This window comes from Paraburkholderia sp. JHI869 (assembly GCF_038900775.1).
GTDB lineage: Bacteria > Pseudomonadota > Gammaproteobacteria > Burkholderiales > Burkholderiaceae > Paraburkholderia.
The window spans coordinates 1-19,293 of record NZ_JAYMSC010000042.1 but is presented as its reverse complement, the minus strand read 5'-3'; the positions used below and the strand labels follow the sequence as shown (position 1 = coordinate 19,293).

General features: G+C 62.9%; 14 protein-coding genes. 11 read left to right on the top strand and 3 right to left on the bottom strand.

The annotated features are described in order from the left end of the window. Positions 1–180: 180 nt before the first annotated feature. Positions 181–2,022: a sigma-54-dependent Fis family transcriptional regulator gene (locus VSR72_RS39095; protein WP_342957555.1), complete on the bottom strand. Its 1,842-nt coding sequence runs from the start codon at positions 2,020–2,022 to the stop codon at positions 181–183. 373 nt (positions 2,023–2,395) lie between these two features. Between VSR72_RS39095 and VSR72_RS39090 the strand changes: the two genes are divergently transcribed. From VSR72_RS39090 to VSR72_RS39050, 9 genes are all read left to right on the top strand, one after another. Further along, the gene (locus VSR72_RS39090; protein WP_342957554.1) at positions 2,396–2,671 is read left to right on the top strand and encodes a phenol hydroxylase subunit; all 276 of its coding nucleotides are present in this window, start codon (positions 2,396–2,398) and stop codon (positions 2,669–2,671) included. A 41-nt stretch (positions 2,672–2,712) separates the two neighbouring features. After that, positions 2,713–3,750 (top strand): aromatic/alkene monooxygenase hydroxylase subunit beta, encoded by a 1,038-nt coding sequence (locus VSR72_RS39085; protein ID WP_342957553.1) that lies wholly within the window; start codon positions 2,713–2,715, stop codon positions 3,748–3,750. Further along, positions 3,743–4,015 (top strand): MmoB/DmpM family protein, encoded by a 273-nt coding sequence (locus tag VSR72_RS39080; protein WP_028208985.1) that lies wholly within the window; start codon positions 3,743–3,745, stop codon positions 4,013–4,015. The genes VSR72_RS39085 and VSR72_RS39080 overlap by 8 nt, the downstream gene beginning before the upstream one ends. Positions 4,016–4,039: 24 nt before the next feature. Then, the gene (locus tag VSR72_RS39075; protein ID WP_342957552.1) at positions 4,040–5,647 is read left to right on the top strand and encodes an aromatic/alkene/methane monooxygenase hydroxylase/oxygenase subunit alpha; all 1,608 of its coding nucleotides are present in this window, start codon (positions 4,040–4,042) and stop codon (positions 5,645–5,647) included. 45 nt (positions 5,648–5,692) lie between these two features. Next, the gene (locus VSR72_RS39070; RefSeq protein WP_342957551.1) at positions 5,693–6,055 is read left to right on the top strand and encodes a phenol hydroxylase subunit P4; all 363 of its coding nucleotides are present in this window, start codon (positions 5,693–5,695) and stop codon (positions 6,053–6,055) included. Positions 6,056–6,072: 17 nt separating this feature from the next. Then, positions 6,073–7,137 carry a phenol 2-monooxygenase domain-containing protein gene (locus VSR72_RS39065; protein WP_342957550.1) on the top strand — a complete coding sequence of 355 codons (1,065 nt, stop codon included), beginning with the start codon at positions 6,073–6,075 and terminating at the stop codon, positions 7,135–7,137. 27 nt (positions 7,138–7,164) lie between these two features. After that, positions 7,165–8,067, top strand: coding sequence for a catechol 1,2-dioxygenase (gene catA, locus VSR72_RS39060; protein WP_342957549.1), 903 nt, complete (start codon positions 7,165–7,167; stop codon positions 8,065–8,067). Between the two features lie 178 nt (positions 8,068–8,245). Further along, positions 8,246–9,337: a porin gene (locus VSR72_RS39055; RefSeq protein ID WP_342957548.1), complete on the top strand. Its 1,092-nt coding sequence runs from the start codon at positions 8,246–8,248 to the stop codon at positions 9,335–9,337. 456 nt (positions 9,338–9,793) lie between these two features. Continuing rightward, positions 9,794–11,710: an AAA family ATPase gene (locus VSR72_RS39050; protein WP_342957547.1), complete on the top strand. Its 1,917-nt coding sequence runs from the start codon at positions 9,794–9,796 to the stop codon at positions 11,708–11,710. Between the two features lie 31 nt (positions 11,711–11,741). Here VSR72_RS39050 and VSR72_RS39045 read toward each other — a convergent pair whose 3' ends face one another. Together VSR72_RS39045 and gcvA are read right to left on the bottom strand one after the other, a co-directional pair. Beyond that, the gene (locus VSR72_RS39045; RefSeq protein WP_342957546.1) at positions 11,742–16,583 is read right to left on the bottom strand and encodes an NAD-glutamate dehydrogenase; all 4,842 of its coding nucleotides are present in this window, start codon (positions 16,581–16,583) and stop codon (positions 11,742–11,744) included. A 169-nt stretch (positions 16,584–16,752) separates the two neighbouring features. Further along, on the bottom strand, positions 16,753–17,664 hold the full coding sequence (gene gcvA, locus VSR72_RS39040; protein WP_342957545.1) for a transcriptional regulator GcvA: 912 nt from the start codon (positions 17,662–17,664) through the stop codon (positions 16,753–16,755). 200 nt (positions 17,665–17,864) lie between these two features. On the opposite strand from gcvA, the gene VSR72_RS39035 reads away from it, so the two are divergent. Both VSR72_RS39035 and VSR72_RS39030 read left to right on the top strand, forming a co-directional pair. Continuing rightward, positions 17,865–18,569, top strand: a complete 705-nt coding sequence (locus tag VSR72_RS39035; protein WP_342957544.1) for an SDR family oxidoreductase — start codon at positions 17,865–17,867, stop codon at positions 18,567–18,569. A gap of 10 nt (positions 18,570–18,579) precedes the next feature. Continuing rightward, positions 18,580–19,158 (top strand): pyridoxamine 5'-phosphate oxidase family protein, encoded by a 579-nt coding sequence (locus tag VSR72_RS39030; RefSeq protein ID WP_342957543.1) that lies wholly within the window; start codon positions 18,580–18,582, stop codon positions 19,156–19,158. Positions 19,159–19,293 lie beyond the last annotated feature (135 nt).

The following is a 19,293-nucleotide window of genomic DNA, read 5'->3' as shown; positions in this document are numbered from 1 at the left end:
CGCTCGAGTGCGATCACGCCGGAGTTGGCTCGGCTATCGCTATTTCACGGTACGGCTACCTCAGCAGCCCCATTGAAATCGAAGCCTCACTCGCCTGCCCCCACACTTTCCCAAGCCTGTCTGCGCTCAGCAGGAGCCGATTCAAACAAGCCACTCACACGACGCGGACGACGCGCGGCATCAAACCCGCAACCCGCGGCTCTTGAGCCGATAAACGAGTTGCGCACGCGTGATGCCAAGACTACGTGCCGCGGCAGAAAGATTGCCCGATGCCTGGCGCACGGCGCTCTTGAGCAATGCCGATTCGATGTCATCGAGCGAGAGCGGTAAGCCGTCGCTTTCGGTGCCCATGAGCAGGCTCGTGACCTTGCGTGTCACGCGTTCGGCCTCATCTCCCGAACCGGCACCCGTATCGCCGAGCGCATTGAGCTTGTCGGAGGGCAGCAGGCTGCCATGCTCGTCCACGCCGAATAGTGACAGGTCGAACGTTTCTCCGCTGATGAAAAGATGACCCACATCGATCGGACCATCGTCTGCCGCGAGGATCACGCCGCGTTCCACGATGTTCTCCAGTTCGCGGATGTTGCCGGGCCAGTTGTAGCTGAGGACGGCGTCGATCGCGCGGCTCGTGAAGCCCGTGACGTTGCGTCCGTGCCGCTCGCGATACTTGCGCAGGAAGTGATTGAGCAGCACAGGCAAATCCTCCTTGCGCTCGCGCAGCGAAGGCACGCGTATGGGGAAAACATTGAGCCGGAAGAAAAGGTCTTCACGAAAACGCCCCGCACGCACTTCATCGCGCAGGTCGAGGTTTGTTGCAGCGACGACGCGCACGTCGACGCGGCGCGTTTGCGTGTCACCGATGCGTTCGATTTCTCCTTCCTGCAGCGCGCGCAGGAGCTTGCCTTGCGCCGTCATCGTGAGGATGCCGATTTCGTCGAGAAAAAGCGTGCCGCCGTGGGCGCGCTCGAAGCGGCCTGGACGGCTTTGCGTGGCGTCCGTGAATCCGCCTTTCTCGACACCGAATAGTTCGGACTCCACCAGAGATTCGGGAATGGCCGCGCAGTTGATGGCAACGAACGCGCCGTCGCTACGCTTGCTAATGCGATGTAGCGTGCGCGCGAAGACTTCCTTGCCGACACCACTCTCGCCAAGAAAAAGCACCGTGGCGCGCGTGGTCGCCACGCGGCGAATCATGTGGCAAACGGCATTGAAGCCCGGTGAAGCGCCGACCATGTTGACATCGCCGAATGCCGTGGGAGCCGCCGTCGCTTCGCGGGGTTCATAAGCGCCATATCCGCTCGCCGAATCCGCATGGTCGCCGCTCGCCGCCAGGCCTTGCGTAAAAGATTGCGCCTTCAAAAAGCGTAGATCGTTGGCGGCTTCGTCGCCCCACTCCTCGATCGGTTTGCCGATGATGCGGCAATGCGCCTGACCGAGCGCACGGCACTCGACCTCGCGGTAGAGAATGGGACGCCCCATGAACACGCTCGTATAACCGCAGGCGTAACCAATCTGCGTCCAGCAGACGGGCTCCGCGCCGATGCCGTAAATGCGCACGTGCTCTTCGTCCTCGGCGCAGCCCTTCCAGAGAAACTCGCCGTAGTAGTGGCCATTTTCCACGTCGATTTCGAGCCGCACCGGCTCGACCTCGGTCAGCCCTTCGAGCATATGCAGCTGCGGTCCCACGGCGAACATCTCGTTCACGTCGGTGCCGGGCCGCACCTTGCCCACCAGTTCCGCGTCGCGCGCCCCCGAGTTGTAGCCCATGCGCGTGAGCAACCCGCGCGCCGCGTCGATGCCAAGGCTGTCGATCAGTTCGCGACGCAGCGTGCCGAGCGATTGCGCATGCAGCAACACCATGCGTTGATCGTCCAGCCAGATGCGTCCGTTACCCGGCGCGAATCGCAGGCGTGACATGAGATCGGCGATGTCCGGATAGCGCAGGCTGTCGACGCGCGCGCCGTGGGGCGTGACGAGTTTCATTTGCTCGGTGTCCTGCCCTGCCTTGCGCTGCGTACCCATGCTGTCCCGCTCCCTCCATCGATGGTCGGCCCCACGATAGGGGAAGCCGCATGGCCGCGCAAGACCGATTTGATCGCGGCCGCAAACCCTGCGGGTAATCCCCGATGCTCGTTTGATCAAGCGATTTCGCGGCTGGCAGCGTGCTTTCGATCATTTGATCAAAGGAACGGCAGATCGCACCACCCACGCCGCCGCGCGTCACGAAACGCAGTACTGGCGCCAAACGCCCGACGCAAAAGCCTTTTTCACGCTCGAGCACTACCGCATGCGTGTCACGTATCGCGAACTGGCCCGCTCATTGCATATAGGGAGCACAACGCGGCGCATTGCGCGAAAAGATAGAGCGTCCGCGAAAGCGAAAAAGGAGGAGGCAATGAGCAAACCGCAACTGCGCACGGCGTCACTCGAGCGGCCATTCGACGTCCAGCGTCGCTACGTGCGCGTGAAGGCGCACCGCAACGACGGCTTCGTCGAGTTCGACTTTTCGATTGGCGACCCGCGCATCTGCGTAGAGCTCGTGATGCGCGAGCCCGACTATCGCGCGTTCTGCGACACGCACGACGCCGTGCGGCTCTCCGCGCTCGAATGCGCCGCGCTGGACGCCGAAGAACTCAAGTGGCGTTACGGCCAGCCGGGCCTCGCTGAATAGACGCGACAGAACCGTTCAACCCATTCACGGAGGAGCACGAGATGCAAATCGATATCAAGACCTCGACGGTACAGCCAATACGGCAAACCTTCTCGCATGTCGCGCGGCGCCTTGGCGCCGACAAGCCCGCATCGCGCTACCAGGAGGCCACGTTTGACCTGCAGCCCGAAGTCAACTTTCACTACCGCCCGCTGTGGCAGCCGCAATACGAGCTTTACGACAAAGCGCGCACATCGATTCGCATGAACGACTGGTACGCGTTCAAGGACCCGCGCCAGTACTACTACGGCGCCTATACGATCGCGCGTTCGCGCCAGCAGGAGACGATGGAGAAGAATATCGACTTCGTCACGCGGCGTGCGCTGCTCTCGGGCTTGCCCGATGAACAAAAGGAACGCATTGCATCTCTCATGGTGCCGCTGCGCCACGTGGAATGGGCCGCGAACACGAACAACTGCTTTGTCACCGCCTATGGCTGGGGCACCGCCATCACACAGGCCACGATGTATCACAGCATGGACCGCCTCGGACTCGCGCAGTATCTCTCGCGCATCGGCCTGCTGCTCGACGGCAATCTCGGCACCTCGCTCGTGGCCGGCAAGGCCGCATGGCTCGATGCGCCGTTGTGGCAGCCGCTGCGCCGCCTCGTGGAAGACCTCATGGTCGTGCAGGACTGGTTCGAAACGTTCACCGCGCAAAACGCCGTGCTCGATGGGCTGCTCTACCCGCTCGTGTATCGCCACATCGACGCGCGGCTCTGCACGCAAAGTGGCGCGGGCCTTGGCATGCTCAACGAATTCGCGATCGGCTGGTTCGATGAAACGAGCCGCTGGGTGGACGCCACCCTGAAGACCGCGGCAGCCGAGTCGCCGGAAAACACCCCGCTGCTCTCGTGCTGGATCGAAATGTGGCGTGCTCGCACACTCGATGCCCTGCAGCCGCTCGCGGTCGAGGCGCTCGGCGAACGGGACGCCGCCGCCGCGCTCGCAGAAATCGACACCGCGTTCGCCGCCCGCATCACCAAACTCGGCATCGCCATCGCCGCACCAGGCGAGCGCACGGAGACCCATCATGGCTGACACCGTCTTCATCGCCTTCCAGACCAACGACGACTCGCGCCCCATCGTCGAGGCCATCGCCGAAGACAACCCGCACGCGGTCGTCAACGCGCTGCCCGCCATGGTGAAGATCGACGCGCAAGGCCGACTCGTCATCAAGCGTGAATCGATTGAAGCGCGCATTGGCCGCCCGTTCGATCTACGCGAACTGCAACTGAACCTGATCTCGCTTTCCGGCAACATCGACGAAACCGACGACGAATTCATTCTGGCGTGGAACGCCTGAGCTAAAACTACCCGGAGACTGACAATGAGCACGCCCACGAGCACGTCGAAAAAACTCAGTATTAAGGATAACTATGCAATGCTCACACGCGGCCTCGCGTGGGAAAGCACGTACCAGCCGATGGATACGATCTTCCCGTATGACCGGTTCGAGGGCATCAAGGTCCATGACTGGGACCGCTGGGAAGACCCGTTCCGCCTCACGATGGATGCCTACTGGAAATATCAGGGTGAAAAGGAACGCAAGCTCTACGCGATCATCGACGCCTTCCAGCAGAACAACGGCCAGTTCAACGTCACCGATCCGCGCTATATCAACGCGCTCAAGCTTTTTCTCACCGGTGTGAGCCCGCTTGAATATGCGGCGCATCGCGGCTTTGCGCTCGCGGGCCGCAACTTCCGCGGCGCGGGCGCGCGCATCGCCTGCCAGATGCAGGCGATCGACGAACTGCGTCACGCCCAGACCCAGGTCCACACCATCAGCCAGTACAACAAGTTCTTCAACGGCTTTCACGATTTCAGGCACATGCACGATCGCGTCTGGTATTTGTCCGTGCCCAAGTCCTATTTCGAAGACGCCATGAGCGCCGGGCCGTTCGAATTCGTCACCGCTATTTCGTTTTCCTTCGAATATGTGCTCACCAACCTGCTTTTCATGCCGTTCATGTCGGGCGCTGCGTTCAACGGCGACATGGCGACGGTCACGTTCGGCTTTTCGGCGCAATCGGACGAATCGCGCCATATGACGCTGGGCCTCGAAGTCGTGAAGTTCCTGCTCGAGCAGGACCCGGGCAACGTGCCGATCATCCAGAAGTGGATCGACAAATGGTTCTGGCGCGGCTATCGGCTCCTCACGCTCGTTGCGATGATGATGGACTACATGCTGCCCAAGCGCATCATGTCATGGCAGGAAGCGTGGGAAACCTACTTCGAGCAGAACGGCGGCGCGCTCTTTCACGACCTGGAGCGCTACGGCATTCGCCTGCCGAAGTATCACGACGTAGCGACGAAAGAGAAGGACCGTCTCTCGCACGAAGCATGGGGCATCTTCTACAACTACACGCACGCCGCGGCCATGCACACGTGGATTCCCACCGACGGCGAAATGGACTGGCTCGCGCAGAAGTATCCCGCGACCTTCGACAAGCTTTATCGCCCGCGCTACGAATACTGGCGGCGCCAGCAGCAGGAAGGCAAGCGCTTCTACAACAACTCGCTGCCCATGCTGTGCCAGGTGTGCCAGATTCCGATGGCCTTCACCGAGCCCGACGACCCGACGAAAATCTGCTACCGCGAAAGCGATTATCTCGGCAACAAGTTTCACTTCTGCTCGGACGGCTGCAAGGACATCTTCGACAACGAGCCCGAAAAATACGTGCAGTCGTGGCTGCCCGTGCACCAGATCTACCAGGGCAACTGTTTCGAGGCCGATGTCGATCCCACCGCGCCGGACTTCGATCCCATGCGAGAGGTGCTGCGCTACTACCACATCGAAGCGGGCGCGGACGGCCACGAATTCGAGGACTCGCCCGATTGCGCGAACTGGCAGCGCTGGACCGGCAAGCCGGCGTACGGCGGCGAAACCGCAATCGATGCCGCGCCGGAAGACCAGCCCGAGCGCCGCGCCGCCTGATGCATGAGGCGTGACGCCCCGGACAACCATTGAAGGAGACACATCATGGCAGTAGTCGCATTGAACGAAGGCTACACAGGAGAGATGCGCGACCGCGTGGAGAACTTCCACGGCAACCAGTTGCTGTACGTGGGCTGGGAGGATCACCTCATGTTCTGCGCGCCGCATTGCATCGCCGTCGCACCTGGCATGACGTTCGGCGCGCTCGCCCGGGAGGTGATCCCGGCGATGTACGGCATGCATCCCGACTGGCCTTCGGTGCAGATTGAAAACGTCGAATGGTTCCGCTCGCGCGAGCGCTTCACGCCTGACTTCAACGCGAGCCTCGTCGACAACGATCTTGGCCACAAGGCGTTGCTGCGCCTGCGCACGCCGGGACTCACAGGCATCGGCGGCTCGCACAGCTAGGAAGGGAGGCAAGCATCATGAGCTATCAATTGACCATCGAACCGATTGGCCAGACGATCGAGATCGAAGAGGACCAGACGCTGCTCGACGCATGCCTGCGCGCGGGCGTGTGGCTGCCGCATGCATGCTGTCACGGCCTGTGCGCCACCTGCAAGGTGCAGGTGGTGGACGGCGAGATCGAGCACGGCGAGGCCTCGCCCTTCGCGCTCATGGATTTCGAGCGCGACGAAGGCAAGTGCCTTGCCTGCTGCGCACGCGTGCAGTCGGACGTGACGATCGAAGCCGATATCGACGAAGACCCGGACGCGCGCCATTTTGCGGTGCGCGACCATGTGGGCCGCGTGGCCGAGGTCGTCGATCTCACGCCGACCATCAAGGGCATTTTCGTCGAGTTGGACGATGAAGGCATTGCGTTTCAGGCGGGCCAGTACGTGAACGTGCAGATACCGGGCGAAAGCATGCCGCGCGCGTTCTCGCTCGCGGGCGAGCCAGGAAGCGCGGCGCGCATCGAACTCAACGTGCGCCTCGTGCCCGGCGGACGGGGCACGACATGGTTGCACGAGCAACTGAATGTGGGCGATACGCTGCGTTTCTCCGGGCCATTCGGCCGCTTCTTCGTGCGCGCTTCCGACCCGCAGCCCATCATCCTGATCGCGGGCGGCTCGGGGCTCTCGAGTCCGCGCTCGATGCTGCTCGATCTGCTTGCGCAAGGCGACACGCGCCCCATCACCCTGCTCTACGGCGCGCGCAGCAGCACCGAACTCTACTACCACGAGGCGTTCATGGCGCTTACCGAGCGCCATGCGAACTTTACCTATGTGCCCGCGCTCTCCGACGAGCCCGCCGATTCGAACTGGGACGGCTTTCGCGGCTATGTTCACGACGCGGCGCGCGAGCACTTCGCGGGCGACTTTCGCGGCCACAAGGCGTATCTCTGCGGGCCGCCGGTGATGATCGAAGCGGCAATCCGCACGCTGATGCAAGGACAGCTGTTCGAACGCGACATCTACACGGAGAAGTTCCTCACGCATGCGGACGGCGCACAGGGCGCGGCACGCAGCCCGCTTTTCAAGTCTATTTGAAGCCCATCCACTCAAGGAGACGCCATCATGAATCGTCAGGCCATCGACACGTTGCTCGCGCAAATCAGCGAACCCACTGCCGGCGCCGCAAACCCGCGCACAAAAGCCATATGCGACCGCATCGTGCGCGACCTCTTCTATACGATCGAGGACTTCGACGTCACGCCCAGCGAGTTCTGGACTGCGCTCAACTATCTGGCCGAAGCCGCGCCCGAATTGGGTCTCATCGCGGCCGGCCTTGGCTTCGAGCACTTCCTCGACGTGCGGCTCGACGAGGCCGAGACGAAGCTGGGGCTCGAAGGCGGCACGCCGCGCACGATCGAGGGGCCACTCTATGTGGCGGGTGCCCCGGAAAGCATGGGACACGCACGGCTCGACGACGGCTCGTGCCCCGGAGAAACGCTGCTCATGCGCGGACGCGTACTCGGCGAAAACGGCCAGCCCGTTGTGGGCGCGCTGGTCGAAGTGTGGCACGCGAATCATCTCGGCAACTACTCATACTTCGATCCATCGCAACCGCAGTTCCACTTGCGTGCGACGATCCGCACCGACGCCGAAGGCCGCTACAGCTTTCGCAGTATCGTGCCAGTCGGCTATAGCGTGCCGCCCGCGGGCAAGACACAGCAGTTGCTCGACCAACTTGGGCGACACGGCCACCGGCCCGCGCATATCCACTTCTTCGTTTCCGCGCCCAACCATCGCAAGCTGACCACGCAGATCAACATCGACGGCGACCCGCATCTCTGGGACGACTTTGCGTTCGCCACGCGCGACGGACTCGTGCCCGAAGTCGAGCGCCACAGCGCAGGCGACGGCAAACCGTTCGGCATAGAGGGCGAGTTCGCGCTGATCGACTTCGACTTCAGGCTCTGCTGCGTGCATGCCGGAGCGCCTGGCACGCAGGTTGAGCGCGTGCGCGCCGCCGCTTGACTTTCCTACTCGCAAGCCTGCCCACCTCATTGCTTAGTACACCAATATAACAAATCCGGACCCGGAGCAACATGCCAACCGCGCCGAGCGGAGCAGAACGCTCGCGCTCCTGATCCGGAAACCGCGGAAACAACGCCGTCCCATTGCCAAATTTCAATACGCTCCCCGGAGGAGACAGATGGATCGCTTTCGCTTCTCGTGCAATGCCGCGGCTATCGCAACTGGTATGTCGCTCGCTGCAGCGGCGCACGCTCAGAGCAGCGTTACGCTTTACGGCGTGCTCGACGCCAGCGTGCTGTATTTGAGCAAGACCCTGAACCCCGCCACCGGCACGAACGGCGGGAAATTCTTCGGCTTCGGCGACAGTGGAATGTCGCCTTCAGTTTTCGGGCTGAAGGGAACCGAAGACCTTGGCGGCGGACTCAAGGCTAACTTCGCGCTGGAAAGCGGTATGAATATGGGCACCGGCGGGTTCAACGACTCTAACGGCAACCTGTTCGGCCGCCAGGCATGGGTAGGCCTGAGCAGCCGCTTGGGCGACATGAAGCTCGGCTTGCAGTTCTCGCCCTTCTTCTTCGCGCTCTACGACCTCGACCCGCGTCTTTCGATGACGGCCAGCTCGCTCCTGCCATGGCTGAACAACGTGGCCGCCACCGGCATCTTCACGCGCAACGCCGTCTCGTACACGAGCCCTGTGTTCTACGGGCTGCAGGCCAGCGTGCTCTACGCATTCGGCAACGTGCCGGGCAACTTCCAGGCGGGCAAGCAGGTATCCGCAAGCCTCAAGTGGCAGTGGGAGAACCTGATGGTCGAGGCGGCGTATTTCGACAGCAACGCGAGCCCGGCTGCCGATACCGTGCCGCCCACGGCCGTGCCGTTCGAAGGCCGCATACTCGGCGCTTCGTACCGGTTCGGCAGCTTGACGGCGAAGGCCTCCTTCACAAGCTTTCGTGTGAGTGGCGGCCCGAGCAACAACCTGTACGGCGGCGGACTGGACTACTTCGTGACGCCTGCGCTCGATATGAACGGCGGGGCGTGGTACATGACCAACCGCAACGACTCATCCAGTCACGCCGTGCTCGGTTCGATCGGCGCAGCGTATTCGCTTTCAAAACGTACGACGGTCTACGCGCAGGTGGGCGTCGTGCACAACGACGGCAATGCGCGGCTAGGGCTCGTGGCGGGCGAAGGGCTCTCGTCGGCAAATACGCTGTTCGCGCCGGCTGGGACGACCACAGCGGTCAACCTCGGGATCAGGCAGGTGTTCTGAAGCGTGGCGCGGTCGCGCTTCTACAAGGAACCGATGCCAGGCTCCGCTTTTGCGCGGTCTCCGACATGGCTGTGATGTCTCTGACCGCTGCAGACTCATCGATGCGTCAAACCGATCGGCGAGCGCAACTTCCCTGTCGGGAGATAGGGACTGTGCGGGCTTTGCCCGTTTCTGGGGAGAGTCGCGACAAACCGTTAGTCGCATATCCTTTCCGGGCGACCGCCGTGCTCGACGGAAACCACGCTAAATCATCGGATTAAAAGGTATTTATCCGCCAATCCCCTTTTTCGCGCAGCGCACAACGCAGGCATAATTCCAAAGGAGCAGCGCGATTAAAAGGGTCGTTTTCGTATTCCTGAATATCCAGGGACTACGCAAGGCGAGACGCCTGAGCGCCTCCAGTCCCACGATAGATTTTCTGGCGTCGTCACGGCGGCGCCAGACAGGAATGGATTGATGAAACCGGCAAGGAATTCGCGGTGGTCACGCTTTGGCCGATACGTGGCGTTGGGTGCAGGCGCGGCCGCACTCGCGGCTGCGGCTGGCTTTTACTACTGGCAGCACGAAGCGGATCTTGCGCGCTCCCAGCCTGCGGCGCTTACCGGTGTCGCGAGCGAAATGCGGCACGACGCATCGCCATGGACGAAGCGTGAGAAAGATGCCTCGGAATTGCTGCGCGATATTCACGACCGCGATGTCGCCGCAATCGGCGTGAGCCGCGAAGCGATTCTCGTCTCGACACTCAAGGGTGAAAAATATTATGTCGCCGATCATAACGGCGCGTTTTCGAACGCCCTTCTGCTCGGCGATCTGAAGCCGGGCGCCACGCCGCCCTGGCAGCTTGTCTGGTTGCCGCACGCCGATGTGCGCGTCGGCGCCGCGCGCTGGACCGAAGCGCTCGACCGCCTGCGCGACGCGCTCAGTCTGCTGCTTCCCGTGCTGATGCTTGGCGGCCTGTTCTGGTTCATGCGCCGCGAAATGGGCGGCGGCGCGCAATTGCTCGGCGAGTCGCCTACGTTGCGCTTCGACGACGTGATCGGCGCAGGCGAAGCGAAAGCCGCGCTCGCCGACGTGCGCGCGTGGCTCACGGAGCCGGCGCAGTTCACGGGCATGGGCGTGCGCGCACCATGCGGCGTGCTGATGACGGGTGGCCCAGGCGTTGGCAAGACGCGCCTCGCACAGGCGCTTGCCGGCGAATGCGGCGCGAACTTCATCGCCATCACCGGCAGCTATTTCAGCGCGAAGTACTACGGCGTGGGCATTCAGAAGGTCAAGCGCCTGTTCGAACTCGCGCGCAAGAACGCGCCCACGGTCATCTTCATCGACGAAGCGGACGGGCTCGGCAAGCGCACCGATACGGGCGGCGGCCCGGTCGAGGCGGAAAGCAACCGCATCATCAACCAGTTGCTCGCGGAGATGGATGGGTTCGAATCGAACGAAGGCGTGATCATCGTTGCCGCGACCAATCACCCGGACAATCTCGACGAAGCGCTGCGCCGCCCCGGCCGTTTCGATCGCACGGTGCAGGTGCGTCTGCCCGATCTCGAGGATCGCGCCGAAATTTTGCGCTTCTACGCCGGCAATCTGAAGACGAAAGCCGACGACATCGATTTCAACCAGCTCGCGCGCCTGACCACCGGCCTTTCGCCGGCCACGCTCTCGATGATCGTGAATCAGGCGGGTCTCGTTGCGCGCAAGGCCGGCAAGCAGGAAGTGGCCGCGGTGGATTTTCTCGAGGCGATCAAGATTGCGCGTATTGGCGACGTCAACGGCGCCGAGCGCGCGCTTTCGGACGACGAACGCACGCGCATTGCGATCCATGAAGCGGGACACGGCCTCGTCGCCGCCCTCCTCGGCACCGGCGTGCTCGAAGAAGTGACGATTTTGCCGCGCGGCGGCGCGTTGGGCGTCGCGCTGATCACGAAAATGCAGGACAAGTACCTGTATCGCGAGACGGAAATGCGCAACGAGATCCAGGTGCTGCTGGGCGGGCGCAACGCGGAACTGCTCATGTTCAGCGAAGCATCGAGCGGCGCGGCGCAGGATCTGCAAGAGGCTTCGCGTATCAGCCTCGACATGGTGTCGAAGCACGGCTTCAACGCGGATGGCAATCTGTTCAGCCTCGCGGCGCTGCCGCAGCAGGTCGCGGGTTTGCAGTTGAAGAATGCGATCGAACACGCGAACGGGCTGCTGCACGAGCTCAACGACGCGTGCTTCGCGTTGCTGCGTGCGAACGAGCCGGTGCTGCGCGCGATCGCCGATCAGTTGCTCGAGTCCGAGACGGTGCCCGGCGAGACGGTCTATCGGCTGATTCGCGAGCATGCAGCGGCCGTGGCAAGCACCCAGGCGGTGACTGAAGCGGCCGCCGCGTGAGCCGCCGCTTGCGTTATCGCCGTTCGAGTCCTCACGCCCTTTCGAGCGCCGCCATCGCCCTCACGATCACGAGCAGCACGGAAAGACTCACGCCGCTCGTAGCACGCAGCTCCGTTAGCAACTGCGCATAGCGTCCCAGTGCTGCCTCGTGCTGTGCGCACCATGCGTCCACGAGTGTTTGCGCGTCTGCTGAGTCGGAGCCTTGCGCCAGCACGCTCGTGGTCAGGGCGCGCTTGAGGTGCGCCACCTCGGCGAGCGCCGCCGCGCGCGCCATGGTGTCCCAATGCGTCGGCGTGGGCAGCGTCGCTGCGCGCTCGCCGATCCAGCCGTAATTGAGCCGTGTGCCCAAGGCAAAGTACGCTGCAGCAACGCGCTCGAGCGGCCGGTCGCACGCGGCCGCCACATCGGCGATGTCCAGCAGTGCTACCGAAATATCTCCGCTCGCCACGCGCAGCGCGAGCGCGTTTTCAACACCCGCCTTCACGAGCTCATCCTGGCGCGCCGAGAGCGCTTCGAGATCCGCTTCGGGCAGCAGCGTCGGCAATTGCGGCGCGAGGCGCTGCGCGGCGTCGCGGCAACGCGCCAGCAGCGTGCTCACACCGTCGTCACCCACCGCGCCCGCCTGCAGATGCCGCAGGAACCATAGCGCCGCGCGTTCGAGGAGCCGCGCGATGTCGACGAACATGCGCGCCTGCACGTCGTCGGGCACGCGGTTATCGAGTGCGTCGATGGCGCGCCAGATATCGTTGAGGCCGAATACGTCGCGCGCCATGATGCACGCGCGCACGATTTCGCCGGGCTGGGCGTCGGTTTCCTCCATCAAACGGTGCACGAAAGCGCAGCCCACGCGGTTCACGAGCGCGTTCGTCAGATGCGTCGCCAGAATTTCGCGGCGCAGCGGATGCCGATGCATGGGTTCGCTAAAGCGCTGCTGCAGCGGCTGCGGGAAGTAGTCGATCAGCAGGTCCGCGACGAGCGGATCTTCCGGCACCGACGAGTCGAGCAACGCATCGTAGAGCCACATCTTGCTGTACGCGAGCAGCACGGCGCGCTCTGGTGAGGTGAGCCCGAGTTTCGCGGCCTGGCGTTCGACGATTTCGTCGTCGGTCGGCAGGAATTCGATATGACGATTCAGACGTCCGGCGCGTTCGAGCCAGCGCATGAGGCGCGTTTCGGCATCGAGCAATTCCACCGCGTAGCGGCCCGCAATAGAAAGCGCCTGCGTCTGGTAGTAGTTGTCGCTCAGCACCAGCAGGCCGACTTCGTCAGTCATTTCCGCGAGCAAGGTGTTGCGCTGCTTCGTCGTCATTTCGCCGTCGGCCACCACCAGTCCGAGCAGAATCTTGATGTTGACTTCGTGGTCCGAACAATCTACGCCTGCTGAGTTGTCGATCGCATCGGTATTGATATGGCCGCCGTGCTGCGCGAATTCGATGCGCCCGAGTTGCGTGACGCCGAGATTGCCGCCCTCGCCCACGACCTTGCAACGCAGTTCGGAGCCGTTCACGCGCACCGCGTCGTTGGCTTTGTCGCCGACTTGTGCGTTGGTCTCGCGCGCGGCTTTCACATAAGTGCCAATGCCACCGTTATAGAGCAAATCGACGTTCGCCAGCAAGATCGCGCGAATCAACTCGGTTGGCGAGAGCGCTGCCGCCTCGATGCCGAGCGCCGTTCGCACCGCGGCCGAGAGCGGGATCGTCTTCATGGTGCGCGCAAACACACCGCCACCCGCCGATATCGTGGCGGGATCGTAGTCGGCCCAGCTCGAGCGTTCGAGCCCGAACATCCGCGTGCGCTCCGCGAGGCTCACGGCCGTATCGGGATTGGGGTCGAGGAATATATGGCGATGATCGAAGGCCGCGACGAGCTTGATATGCGGCGAGAGCAGCATGCCGTTGCCGAACACGTCGCCCGACATGTCGCCGATGCCGACCACGGTGAAATCGGTGGCCTGCGTATCCACGCCCATTTCGCGGAAGTGCCGCTTGACCGACTCCCATGCGCCACGCGCCGTGATCGCCATTTTCTTGTGGTCGTAGCCCACCGAGCCGCCGGAGGCGAAAGCGTCGTCGAGCCAGAAGCCGTATTCAGCGGAAATCGCGTTCGCGTAGTCGGAGAACGTGGCCGTGCCCTTGTCGGCGGCCACGACGAGATACGGGTCGTCGGGATCGTGGCGCACGACATCGGGTGGCGGCACGATCGCGTTGTTCACGAGGTTGTCGGTGAGATCGAGCAGGCCGCGCAGGAAGGTTTGATAACACGCCACGCCTTCGCGCATCCACGCTTCACGGTCGCTCGCCGGCGGCGGGTTCTTCACGACGAAGCCGCCCTTCGATCCCACCGGCACGATCACGACGTTCTTCACCATCTGCGCCTTCATGAGGCCGAGCACTTCGGTGCGGAAGTCTTCGCGGCGATCCGACCAGCGCAGGCCGCCACGCGCGACGCGTCCGCCGCGCAAATGCACGCCCTCCACGCGCGGCGAGTAGACCCAGATCTCGAACATCGGCTTGGGTTCGGGCAGGCCTGGCACTTTCGACGGATCGAATTTGAAAGAGAGCGAGGGCCGCTCACCCCCATTGGCCTCGCGGCGGAAATAGTTCGTGCGCACCGTTGCGTTGATCACGCCGAGGAACTGCCGCAGGATACGGTCTTCGTCGAGATTGGGTACCTGATCCAATGCGCTTTCAATGGCTTTGAGCATGAGCGCCGTGCGTTCTTCCCGCGCCTGTGAATCGCGTGGATCGAATCGGAGTACGAATAGTTCGACGAACTGGCGTGCGATTGCAGGATTGCCGGTCAGCGCGCGCTCGATATAGGCGTCGCTGAAGGTCGAGCCCACCTGGCGCAGATACTTCGCATAGGCGCGCAGGATCGTGACTTCGCGCGCGCTCAGGTAGGCGCGCAGCACGAGCCGGTTGAAATCGTCATTTTCGATGCGTGCGTTCCAGACGCTTTCGAACGCGTCTTCGAACAGGCCCTTCACGCGTTCGATGTCGAATTCGGCGTCGTCCGCGAGTTCGAGGCCGAAATCGTGGACCCAGGCGGGCTCGCAGGACGGCGCCTCGATCACGTAGGGCCGCTCTTCGTCCACGCGCACGCCGAGGTGTTCGAGCATTGGCAGGCTGCGCGAGAGCGCGATGGCTTCGCCCGCGCAATACACCTTGAAGCGGAACGTACGCGGCCCCGCCTCAATGGGCCGGTACAGATTCATCGCGATGTGCTGCGTGCCCTGCACTCGCTCGATCAGCTCGATGTCGCGTACCGCCGTGCGCGCCGGATAGTCGTCGCGATAACCGGGCGGAAACGAATCCGCGTAGCGATGCAGCAGACGCGTGCCCTGCTCTTCGCCGAATGCGTCGAGCAGCGCGTCGGCCAGGTCGTCCTGCCAGCGGCGCGTGACCTGCACGAGCCGCGCTTCCAGCTCGTTCGTGTCGACTTCGGGCATCGAGCCGGGCTCGGCGTGCACGACGAAATGAATCCGCGCAATCGCCGACTCCGATAGCAGCGGCGTGAACTCCACGGATACGCCGTTGAACGCCTCCACGAGCAGGTTTGCAATGCGCCGCCGCAAATCGGTGTTGTACTTGTCACGCGAGACGTACACGAGGCACGACACGAAGCGGTTGAAGCGGTCGCGCCGCACGAATAGACGCGTGCGCTGATGTTCCTGCAAGCGCAGCACGCCGAGCGCGATGTCGAAAAGCTCGTCCTCGCTCGCCTGCAACAACTCGTCGCGCGGATAGGTTTCGAGCACGGTCACCAGCGATTTGCCGAGATGGCCTTTGGGCAGAAAGCCCGCGCGCCGTACGATATTGGCGCATTTGCGCCGCACGATCGGGATTTCGGCGGTGGACACCATATAGGCGGTCGAAGTGTAGAGGCCTACGAAGCGGCGCTCGCCGCACACCTTGCCGTCCGCGCCGACGAGCTTCACGCCCACATAGTCGAGATAGCCGGGCCGGTGCACCGTGGCGCGCGAGTTCGCTTTCGTCAGGAAAATGGGCCATGCGCCGCTGATGATCTCCACGGCCGCGGGAGGCAACGGCGTGATGTCGGGCGCGCCCGCCGCGCGCAGCGATTCGCGCAGAATGCCGAGGCCCGAGCCTTCCACGCCGCGCAGCGCGTAGCCGCCGTCGTGCGCAACCAGCGCGTAATCGCGCTGGCCGAGGAAGGTGAAATGGTCGGCCACCATCCATTCGAGAAAGGCGCGCGCTTCGACGTCCTCTGCGCTCGTTTCGCGCGCTTTCATCGTCTTGATGGTGGTGCGCGCGGCCTCGAGCAAGTTCGGCCAGTCTTCTACGGACGCCCGCACGTCGCCAAGCACCTTGACGATGTCGCTGCGCAATTCGTCGAGCTTTGCTGCGTCGCCGCAGCGGTCCACTTCGAAATGGATGAACGAGGCGAGTTGCGACTGCCCGTCGCCGGCGCTGGCGCCGCCCTCGTCCACGCGCTCTATCGTGCCGTCCTTGCCGCGCCAGATGCGGAATACGGGGTGCAGCGCGGAATGCAGCGCGAGCCCCAGGCGGTTGACGGCCATGGAAACGGAATCGACGAGAAATGGCATGTCGTCGTTCACGATTTCGATGACCGTGTGGTCCGAATGCCAGCCGTGCTGTTCGAGGATCGGGTTGTAGACCTGCATGCGCTCGCTGCCCGGCACGAAGCGCTGCGCCGTTCGCCAGTGCGCCATGGCGGCGCCGTACAGGTCGGCGATGCTGCGGCTACGCAGATCTTCGGCGTCGGCGAAATCGTAGTAGTGCCGCAGGAAGGGCTCGACGATCTGGAACGTAGGCTCGGGCAAGCGCGCCCGAGCGAATTCCATGACGTCGGAGAGCAGATGGGCGACGAATTCTTCGTTCCTCGCTAGCATGACGAACTCCTTGGCGGATAGTCATCGACTGCATCGGCGGTTCAGTCATTATGCACCGGCACGGTGATCGAACGATGAATGCGTGCGCATGGACTGCGTCACGGTGGGGCGTTGCGCTGCGCTGCAATGCAAATGTTGGCGCAGAACTTGCTGACCGCGACCGGCCGCTTCAACGCCCCATTGGAGCCGCCTTCGAAGCGGACTTGAATTGGGCCAGCAGCCACGCGCGCAGCTTCTGGCTCGTCTCCCATCGAACGCTGGCCTGCGGAAGGACAACGTAATAGCCAAGCGACAGCGGCAACGAAAAGTCGAACAAGCGTTGCAGCCTTCCGGCCGCGATATCGCGCTCGACGAGATGCTCGCTCGTCAACGCAATGCCCTGCCCCGCAATGGCGGCATCGATGGCGAGCGACGACTGGCTGAAGCGCGGCCCTTTCAGCATGCCGAGTTCGTTTGTGCAGCCGAGGGCGTTGAAGAACTCCGGCCACAGGTCATGAGAATCGTGGAGCAGCACATAGTTCTGCAGGTCCGCGATCGTGCGCACCGGGTAAGCAGGCTTGAGCAGTTGCGGGCTGGCTACGGCGAACACCTGCAGCGGAAATAGCAGGTCGCTGACGAGACCTTTCGCGAACGGTGGCTTGGCTAGCCGAACCGCGATATCGACGCCATCGGACCTGAAGTTGCACAGCGCCGCATCAGCAATAATCCGGACGTCGACTTCCGGGTGTTGCTCGCCAAACTCTGCTAGCCTGGGTATCAGCCATTTCGAAGCGAATGACGGCGTCGTGCTGATCGTGAGGGAGGTCGTGCGCCGGTTCAACGCCTGCGTCGCGTCAGCGATGATCGTGAGCGCCCGTTGTACGGCAGCGAAGTAAGTATGCCCCTCGGTCGTGAGAGCGAGACCCCGCGGCCCCCTTGCGAACAGGGGCAAATTCAGGGCTTCCTCCAGCAGCCGCACCTGTTGCGCGACCGCGCCTTGCGTCACGCCGAGTTCCTCGGACGCGAGGCGGAAATTGAGGTGCCGGGCGGATGCGTCGAACGCGCGTAGCGCATTCAGCGGCGGCAGGTGGCGGGGCTTCAATGAGTGCTTCAACGCGTATATTGGCTAGTGAAAAAGCCAGCACGAGGGCGGCAGCGATTCAATAGCGAGGCAGTAGAAATTTTATTGTCAGACTATAAGAAACATCATTCGACAATCAAATCATAACGCCATACAGTTTCTACACGAAATCCCATGCAGCGCTGCTCTGGCACGCTGAATCCATTCAAGGAGAGAGCAACATGGCTGTAGAAAAAGTAGCACTCGTCACGGCGGCCGGCAAGGGTATGGGCGCGGCGATCGCGCGTGAGCTGGCAGCCAGCGGCTATCGTCTGGCGCTGATGTCGCCTTCCGGCAGCGCCGCCGAACTGGCCAAAGAACTCGGCGGATTCGGCTTCACGGGCTCGGTAACCGAGCCGGACTGTATCGACCGATTCGTTCGTGAAACGCTGGAGAAGTACGGCCGTATCGACGCTGTGGTGAACAACACGGGGCATCCGCCGAAGGGCGATCTGCTTTCTGTCGCAGACGAACAGTGGCACCTCGGGCTCGATCTCATCGTGCTCAACGTCGCTCGCGTGCTGCGTCGCGTGACGCCTGCGTTTCTCGAGCAAGGCGGCGGCGCGGTGGTGAATATTTCGAGCTTTGCCGCCGATGCGCCCGAGCAGGCCATGCCCGTTTCTTCTGCGCTACGCGCCGCGTTGAGTTCGTTCACACGTCTTTACGCTGACCGCTACGCCAAAGACAACATTCGGATCAACTCCGTGCTGCCGGGATTTATCGATAGCTGGCCCGAAACGCCCGAGATCGTTGCACGCATTCCGCTTGGCCGCTTCGGAAAGACACAGGAGATCGCGCAAACGGTCGCGTTCCTGTTGTCGGATGCCGCGGGGTACATCACGGGGCAAAACATCCGTGTCGATGGCGGTATCGTGCGTGGTCTGTAACACGGCACATATGGATCAGATCGTCGACGCGGTCTGGGCACATCTGCATGCGGGCGCGAATGCAGGAAAGGAGCGCTCGCCCTTCACGATGCTGCAGGCCGCGACGATCGCGCTCGACGGCGCACCCGCGGTGCGGACCGTCGTGTTGCGCCGTGTCTCTCGCGAGCGCCGTTCAGTCATGTTTCATACCGACGTGCGGTCGACGAAGGTGGCCGAATTGAGGCGCGACGCGCGCATATCGCTCGTCGGCTGCGATCTCGATGCAGGGATTCAAATGCGCCTGCATGGCGTTGCGAGAATCGTCGAGGCGCCTGCAGAGACGAGAGCGGTCTGGAACTCGAGCAGGCCTCGGACGCTGATCGTCTATCGCACGCCGCTTGCGCCGGCCACGCCGGTTGCGTCCCCCGCTGAGGCACATGCAACTACGCCCGCCGGAGATATCGACCCATCGGCCGGATTCGAAAACTTCTGCCTGATTGATGTGACTGTATCGAGAATCGACTACCTCGATCTGAATCCCGCGGGGCATATGCGGGCCAGTCTCGTGTTCGAAGAAGGGAAATGGCGCGGGACCTGGTTAGCACCATAAATTGCCAGGCCCAAACGCCAGAACCCCGGTTCTCTTTCGGAGACACCGGGGTTCTGGACGTTACAGCATAAGGAGCCTGACGATTACCTACTTTCACACGGGCAATCCGCACTATCATCGGCGTGGAGCTGTTTC

Excerpts from the sequence above, each read along its gene's own strand:
- VSR72_RS39095 (WP_342957555.1), bottom strand. The coding sequence starts at position 2,022 with ATGGGTACGCAGCGCAAGGCAGGGCAGGACACCGAGCAAATGAAACTC.
- VSR72_RS39090 (WP_342957554.1), top strand. The coding sequence starts at position 2,396 with ATGAGCAAACCGCAACTGCGCACGGCGTCACTCGAGCGGCCATTCGAC.
- VSR72_RS39085 (WP_342957553.1), top strand. The coding sequence starts at position 2,713 with ATGCAAATCGATATCAAGACCTCGACGGTACAGCCAATACGGCAAACC.
- VSR72_RS39080 (WP_028208985.1), top strand. The coding sequence starts at position 3,743 with ATGGCTGACACCGTCTTCATCGCCTTCCAGACCAACGACGACTCGCGC.
- VSR72_RS39075 (WP_342957552.1), top strand. The coding sequence starts at position 4,040 with ATGAGCACGCCCACGAGCACGTCGAAAAAACTCAGTATTAAGGATAAC.
- VSR72_RS39070 (WP_342957551.1), top strand. The coding sequence starts at position 5,693 with ATGGCAGTAGTCGCATTGAACGAAGGCTACACAGGAGAGATGCGCGAC.
- VSR72_RS39065 (WP_342957550.1), top strand. The coding sequence starts at position 6,073 with ATGAGCTATCAATTGACCATCGAACCGATTGGCCAGACGATCGAGATC.
- catA (WP_342957549.1), top strand. The coding sequence starts at position 7,165 with ATGAATCGTCAGGCCATCGACACGTTGCTCGCGCAAATCAGCGAACCC.
- VSR72_RS39055 (WP_342957548.1), top strand. The coding sequence starts at position 8,246 with ATGGATCGCTTTCGCTTCTCGTGCAATGCCGCGGCTATCGCAACTGGT.
- VSR72_RS39050 (WP_342957547.1), top strand. The coding sequence starts at position 9,794 with ATGAAACCGGCAAGGAATTCGCGGTGGTCACGCTTTGGCCGATACGTG.
- VSR72_RS39045 (WP_342957546.1), bottom strand. The coding sequence starts at position 16,583 with ATGCTAGCGAGGAACGAAGAATTCGTCGCCCATCTGCTCTCCGACGTC.
- VSR72_RS39035 (WP_342957544.1), top strand. The coding sequence starts at position 17,865 with ATGGCTGTAGAAAAAGTAGCACTCGTCACGGCGGCCGGCAAGGGTATG.
- VSR72_RS39030 (WP_342957543.1), top strand. The coding sequence starts at position 18,580 with ATGGATCAGATCGTCGACGCGGTCTGGGCACATCTGCATGCGGGCGCG.